We start from the raw sequence: 4,936 nt of genomic DNA, 5'->3' as shown, positions 1-4,936 counted from the left end.
GCGGGCGTCGTCGTCGGCTGCGCGCCGGACACCGTGCTTGGCACCGGGATCCAGACCGCGCGCAAGGCCCTCGACGACGGCCTCATCGGAGCGCCCGTCGCGGCGACCGCGACGATGGTCACGCCGGGGCACGAGCGCTGGCACCCGAACCCGGACTTCTACTACCAGCCCGGCGGGGGCCCGCTGCTGGACATGGGACCGTACTACGTCTCCGCGCTCGTGACGCTGCTCGGGCCCGTGGTCTCGGTGGTCGGGGCGGCGAGCCACACGCGCCCCGAGCGGGTCATCGGCTCGGGGCCGCGCGCCGGGGAGCGCGTTCCCGTCGACATAGACACGCACGTCACAGGCGTGCTCGTCCACGAATCCGGGGCTCTCTCGACGCTCGTGATGAGCTTCGACGCGGTCGCGACGCACTCGGCCAACATCGAGGTCCACGGGTCCCTCGGCACGCTTGCCGTGCCGGACCCGAATCACTTCGACGGCGAGACGCGGCTGTTCCGCCTCGGCGGAACGGAGTGGGAGACCCTTCCGGTCTCTGCCGGGTACGTCGCGTCCGGTCGCGGCTATGGGATCGCGGACCTCGCGTCCACCCCGGACGGCGAGGAGCCGCGCGCGGGCGGCGCCCTGGCGTTCCACGTCCTGGACGTCATGGAGTCGCTTCTGGACGCCGCGCACAGCGGCAAGGCCGTCGCGGTCGCGAGCCGTGCAGAGCGCCCCAGCGCGGTCCCGCTCACGGACCAGCGGGAGTGAATGACGGTGGGACACGAACTTCAGAACGTCGAGTTTTCATCTTTTGCTTGCGTATCGTCAAAAGTCCTTCTAGGCTCGCGTGGGAAGCAGCTCACTCGACGGCCCCCTCCTTCGTCAGCGACCGAGAGGACACCTCCACCCATGGCGCACTCAGTTCAGCACCCCACCGTCCGCACCCGGCTGAAAGGTGAGAAGCCTACGACTTAAACCTTCGCGCCAGGCTCTTTTTACATTCAGCGCATCGAAGCGCTTTTTCTAATCTCAATGAGGAGTACGGAGTCCGCGGCACCGCCCGCCGATTCCATCAGAAGGAGTCATCAATGACTGGCAATTCGTCGATCCGCACCAACTTCAGCCGCCGCGGCTTCCTGGGCCTTGCCGGCGCCGCAGCGTCAATTCCGCTCCTGGCCGCGTGCAGCGGGGGATCCGGCGGGGGCGGCGGCAGCAAGCAGCTCAAGTTCTGGAATATGCCGTGGGGCAGCACGGCCTTCAACCCGCTCGACAAGAAGATCGCCGAGGCCTACAAGCCCGCGAATGATCTCCCGTCGGCGACCTATCAGGAGATCCAGTGGGCGAACTTCACCCAGACGTTCTCCTCAGCCGTATCGTCCAACACCGGCCCGGCTGTGAGCTCGGGCGGTGGAACGCAGGCGTTCCAGTTCGAGTCGCAGGGCGCGATCGCGTACGCGGACAACCTGCTCAACAGCTGGAAGAACAACGGTCTGTACGACGATTTCCTGCCCGGCCTGCTCGACGCCATGAAGGTCCCGAAGGGGTACGCGGCGGTTCCGTACAACCTCGACATGCGCGTCCTGTGGTACAGCAAGCCCCTGTTTGACCAGGCCGGAGCGAAGGTGCCCACGGATTGGCAGTCGTTCCTGGACGCCTGTGCCGCGCTCAAGAAGACCGGCGTCTACGGCTACGGCACGAGCGCCGGTGCGGGCAGCTTCACCGGCGGTCACATCCTGGTGAGCTTCATGATCAACAACGGGGGCGGGCTTTTCGACGAGAAGCAGCAGCCCAACTGCGTGACGCCGGAAAACATCGACGCCATGAACTTCGTGCTCGAGTGCGTGCAGAAGGGCTACGTCGATCCCGGCAGCTCCACCTACACGAGCGCGAACGGTCAGGCGCAGTGGAAGGCGAAGAAGTTCGGCATGGGCTTCGACACCGCCGGCCTCGCGCAGAACGTGGGCGGGGACGCGCTCAATGATCTCGCCGTCGCGAGCCCGCTCACGAGCCCCAACGGGAAGAAGGGCGCCCTCTACTTCCCGAACAACATCATGATGTACAAGAACACCCCGAGCCAGCAGGGCTCCGAGGCGTTCCTCACGTACTACTACCAGAACATGGCTCCGCTCTGGACGCAGGCCACCGGCATCGGGCTTCCCCCGCTCAAGTCGATCACCAAGACGAAGGAGTTCCAGGCGAACGCCAATAACGTCAAGGTCATCAACGAATGGCAGCCGATCGCGAAGACCTGGGCGGCCCCGGGCGGCACCGCGCTGTTCCTCGGCGTCACGACCGTGGACGGCACCCCGGCGATGGACACGTTCACCCAGTCGATCCTCGGCGGCAAGACCGATGCCAAGTCGGCGCTGACGACTCTTCAGAACGCCATCAAGGCGAACATGAAGTCGTAGTCCCTCATGAGGTGGGTTCCCTCGACATTTCGGGAACCCACCTCATTGGCCTATCGACTCCAGAAAAGAGAGAAACCAATGTCGACAAGCTCCATCGCCGACGGATTAAGTCGCGCGAAGCGCGGCGTCGGTGCGGGCGGCAGCGGCCGTCCGGCCGGCCCCAGAAAGAACAGAGGCCTCCGCGCCAAGGGCTGGACCTACATCATCTTCACGGCCCCGGCGCTGATCCTCCTGCTGCTGATCAACCTTTACCCGGTGATCTACGCGGCCTACCAGTCGTTGCGCAACGGCACCCTCATCGACGCTGGCGATTTCGTCGGTTTCGAGAACTACATCGGCACCCTCGTCTCCGGCAACCTGACGCCCGCCTTCTGGGAGGCGGCGCTGTTCACGCTCATCTTCACCCTGTTCGGCGTGTTCGGCAGCTGGGCGATCGGGCTCGTGCTCGCGCTGCTGCTCCGGACGCGGATACCCGGCGGCGGCGTGTTCAAGGTGCTCCTGCTGCTCCCCTGGATCGTGCCCGTGGTGGTGTCGGCGTTCTCGTGGAACTGGCTCGTGGCGACTCCGCAGAGCCCGTTCCCGATGCTTGCCCAAGCCCTCGGGCTCGGCAACGTGCTCTTCCTCGCGAACCCCGTCCTGGCCCAGGTTACGGTCTGCGTCTTCAAGGTCTGGATCAGCTTCCCGTTCATGATGATGATGATGAGCTCGGCGCTCGCCTCCGTGGACAACAACGTGTACGAGGCGGCGAAGGTCGATGGCGCGGGCAGCTGGCAGATGTTCACCGGCATCACACTTCCGCTGATCTCGCGCTCCACCTACATCAGCTGGATCCTCATGACGATCTTCTGCGTCAATGACTTCCCGACGATCTTCCTGCTGACCGGCGGCGGCCCCGTGGGCTCCACGACCTCGCTCGTGGTTCTCGCCTACCGCACCGTGTTCCAGAACTTCCAGGTCGGGCCGGGCGTGGCGATCGCCTTCATGACCACCATCGTCCTGATCGTGGTCTCCGTAGTTCTCTACCGCCAGATTCGAAAGGCGAGCGTCGAATGAGCGTCCAAACCGCAACTGCTCCGGTTCAGGCAGTACCAGGCGAGCCCGGGGCCCGGCGGCGCCGACTCGAGGAAGCCGGGATGCGCGGGCGCTGGTGGCGCTTCCTTCTGATCCTGATCATCACCGCCGTGGTCTTGGTCCCGATTCTCGCGATCTTCTTCCTGGCGCTGCAGCCCTCGCTCGGCAGCACGAGCACCTCGGAGCTGACGTTCGAGAACTTCACGAACGTCTTCACCCAGACGGGTGTGCTGACGTGGCTGAACAACAGCCTGCTGGTCACGGTCGTGACGGTCCTCGTCTCTGTGGCCGTCGCGGCACCCGCCGGCTACGTGCTCTCTCGAGGCCGCAACAGGCTCGTGTCGGGGTTCTCGCTCGTGCTGTTCATCGTGCAGTCGCTGCCCGTGGTCACCGCCGTGATCCCGCTCTTCATCCTGTTCGCGCAGCTCGGGCTCGTCGACAACCTGCTCGGCATCATGATCATCTACGTGGGCTCGACGATGTCCGTCGCCATCTGGATGATGGCCGCGTACTACGACTCGATCCCGATCGCGCTCGAGGAGGCGGCCTGGATCGACGGCGCGTCCGTGTTCGGCGGCTTTGCGCGAGTCGTGCTCCGGAACTCGCTTCCCGGCATCCTCTCGACGGCCGTCTTCGCCTTCCTGCTCGCTTGGAACGACTATCTCGTGGCGCTCGTCTTCCTGCGCTCGGACGTCAATTACACGTTCCCGGTCGGCCTGGAGACGTTCTTCCAGCAGAACGCGACCGACTGGGGTCCGGTCTCCGCGTGCGCGGTGATCATGATGCTTCCGCCCATCATCCTGTTCTCCGTGCTGAACAAGTACTTCAGTGTCGGTGGCATCGGCGGATCCCTCGCCGGACGCTGACATCCGAGGGACGCTGAAATCCCGCGGGACGCTAGACCGTCCCGCGGGAATCCGCGGGACGGTCTAGCGTCCGGCCCCGACGAGGGAGGCATCCGCGGCGAAGTCGGCCAGGTCATCGCAGGCTTGGCCCGCCTCGACGAGGGCGTGCAGTCGCCGCCACGCTGCCCGATGCGCAGTCTCCCACTGGGTCGGCAGGAGCGTCGCTCCGTCCGGCCCGGTGACGGTGACCGTGCCGGGCGCGGCCGTCCCGGGTGCAGGCACGGTCAGCGCCACGGCCGTGCGGGGCTTGATGATGCGCAGAGACGCCGAGGAAGGAACAGCGTTCGTGAGGATCGCGGCCAGGCTCGCCTGGGCGCCGCTCGCGAGCTGTGCGAGCGCGTCGTAGCCGTGCCCGTTCCGTCGCGCGTGGGTGAGGCTCACGATCGGGCACACCGCCGCGCGGATGAGCGCGAGCTGCGCGAGCAGCACCTCGTCGAGGTCTGCGCCGACCGGGGCGTCGACGCGCGCTTCGAGGAGGCTGTTCTCATCGTTGTGGGCGGCGAAGTGCGGCGCTGCTGCGGCGACGGCCGGGTTGTGGGCCCACTCCGAATCGAGAACCACGGGCGC

General features: G+C 66.0%; 4 protein-coding genes and 1 pseudogene. 4 read left to right on the top strand and 1 reads right to left on the bottom strand.

Translation table 11 applies throughout. From position 1 onward, the window contains the following. From ACLN58_RS17745 to ACLN58_RS17730, 4 genes are all read left to right on the top strand, one after another. Positions 1-750, top strand: a 750-nt coding sequence (locus tag ACLN58_RS17745; RefSeq protein ID WP_415856569.1) for a Gfo/Idh/MocA family protein, incomplete at its 5' end; no start/stop codon positions are given. Positions 751-1,070: 320 nt separating this feature from the next. Then, positions 1,071-2,393, top strand: a complete 1,323-nt coding sequence (locus tag ACLN58_RS17740) for an ABC transporter substrate-binding protein (RefSeq protein ID WP_415856568.1) — start codon at positions 1,071-1,073, stop codon at positions 2,391-2,393. Positions 2,394-2,471: 78 nt separating this feature from the next. After that, on the top strand, positions 2,472-3,446 hold the full coding sequence (locus ACLN58_RS17735; protein WP_415856567.1) for a carbohydrate ABC transporter permease: 975 nt from the start codon (positions 2,472-2,474) through the stop codon (positions 3,444-3,446). Beyond that, the gene (locus ACLN58_RS17730) at positions 3,443-4,330 is read left to right on the top strand and encodes a carbohydrate ABC transporter permease (RefSeq protein WP_415856566.1); all 888 of its coding nucleotides are present in this window, start codon (positions 3,443-3,445) and stop codon (positions 4,328-4,330) included. The genes ACLN58_RS17735 and ACLN58_RS17730 overlap by 4 nt, the downstream gene beginning before the upstream one ends. A 63-nt stretch (positions 4,331-4,393) precedes the next feature. Here the strand turns inward: ACLN58_RS17730 and ACLN58_RS17725 are convergent. Continuing rightward, positions 4,394-4,936: pseudogene (locus tag ACLN58_RS17725) on the bottom strand (hypothetical protein); the annotation flags it as partial.

Origin of the sequence: Sinomonas sp. G460-2 (genome assembly GCF_047759905.1) — a bacterium.
Taxonomy (GTDB): Bacteria; Actinomycetota; Actinomycetes; order Actinomycetales; family Micrococcaceae; genus Sinomonas.
This window is presented reverse-complemented; position numbering and strand designations above follow the sequence as displayed.

Bases quoted from the DNA above. Each gene is read 5' to 3' on its own strand.
- ACLN58_RS17740 (WP_415856568.1), top strand. From the start codon at position 1,071: ATGACTGGCAATTCGTCGATCCGCACCAACTTCAGCCGCCGCGGCTTC.
- ACLN58_RS17735 (WP_415856567.1), top strand. From the start codon at position 2,472: ATGTCGACAAGCTCCATCGCCGACGGATTAAGTCGCGCGAAGCGCGGC.
- ACLN58_RS17730 (WP_415856566.1), top strand. From the start codon at position 3,443: ATGAGCGTCCAAACCGCAACTGCTCCGGTTCAGGCAGTACCAGGCGAG.